Source organism: Paenibacillus sp. MAH-35 (assembly GCF_058135425.1).
In genome coordinates this window covers 1-625 of sequence record NZ_JBYUPU010000110.1, presented here as the reverse complement: position 1 = coordinate 625, position 625 = coordinate 1, and the positions used below count along the sequence as shown (strand labels likewise).

The 625-nt window shown below is 54.1% G+C and carries 1 protein-coding gene; it reads left to right on the top strand.

The genetic code is table 11. The features are described 5' to 3' along the window. Positions 1-61: 61 nt before the first annotated feature. Positions 62-625: reverse transcriptase domain-containing protein (locus tag AC3Y2E_RS34660; protein WP_379217997.1), on the top strand; the 564-nt coding region annotated here is incomplete at its 3' end.

Below are 625 nucleotides of genomic sequence, written 5' to 3'. Positions count from 1 at the left end.
GGGAAGGGCGTCGAAAGACAATACCCCACTTTGTTCACGGAAATCGAGGAGGTACGAGCAAGTGAATGCCGATCAAAGGCTAACTACACCCAAAAACAAAGTTCAAGAACTCCAGCGAGTCCTCTACTCTGCGGCTAAGGAAAGCCCAAAGCGAAGATTTCACGCGCTGTACGACAAGGTGTATCGGAAAGACATCATGGAAGAGGCATGGAAGCGGGTCAAGGCCAACGCAGGAAGTCCCGGCATCGACAAGCTAACCATCGACCACATCGTATCGGAATATGGAGAAGGACGTTTCAAGGAAGAGACGGCGGAAATGCTGCGGAGCGGCGAATACCGGGCCAAACCTGTCCGGCGTCAGGAAATCCCGAAAGGTGATGGAAAGATGCGCCCGCTAGGCATCCCGACCGTACGGGACCGACTCGTGCAAATGGCGGCCAAACTGGTCATCGAGCCGATCTTCGAAGCAGACTTTCGTGACTGCTCCTACGGGTTCCGCCCCAAACGCAGTACACACGGAGCGACGGAGAAGATTCGGGAAACCGTAAACAACGGGAAAGTCTACTGGGTAGTCGATGTCGACATCACCGGCTATTTTGACAACATCGCCCATGACAAGCTCATG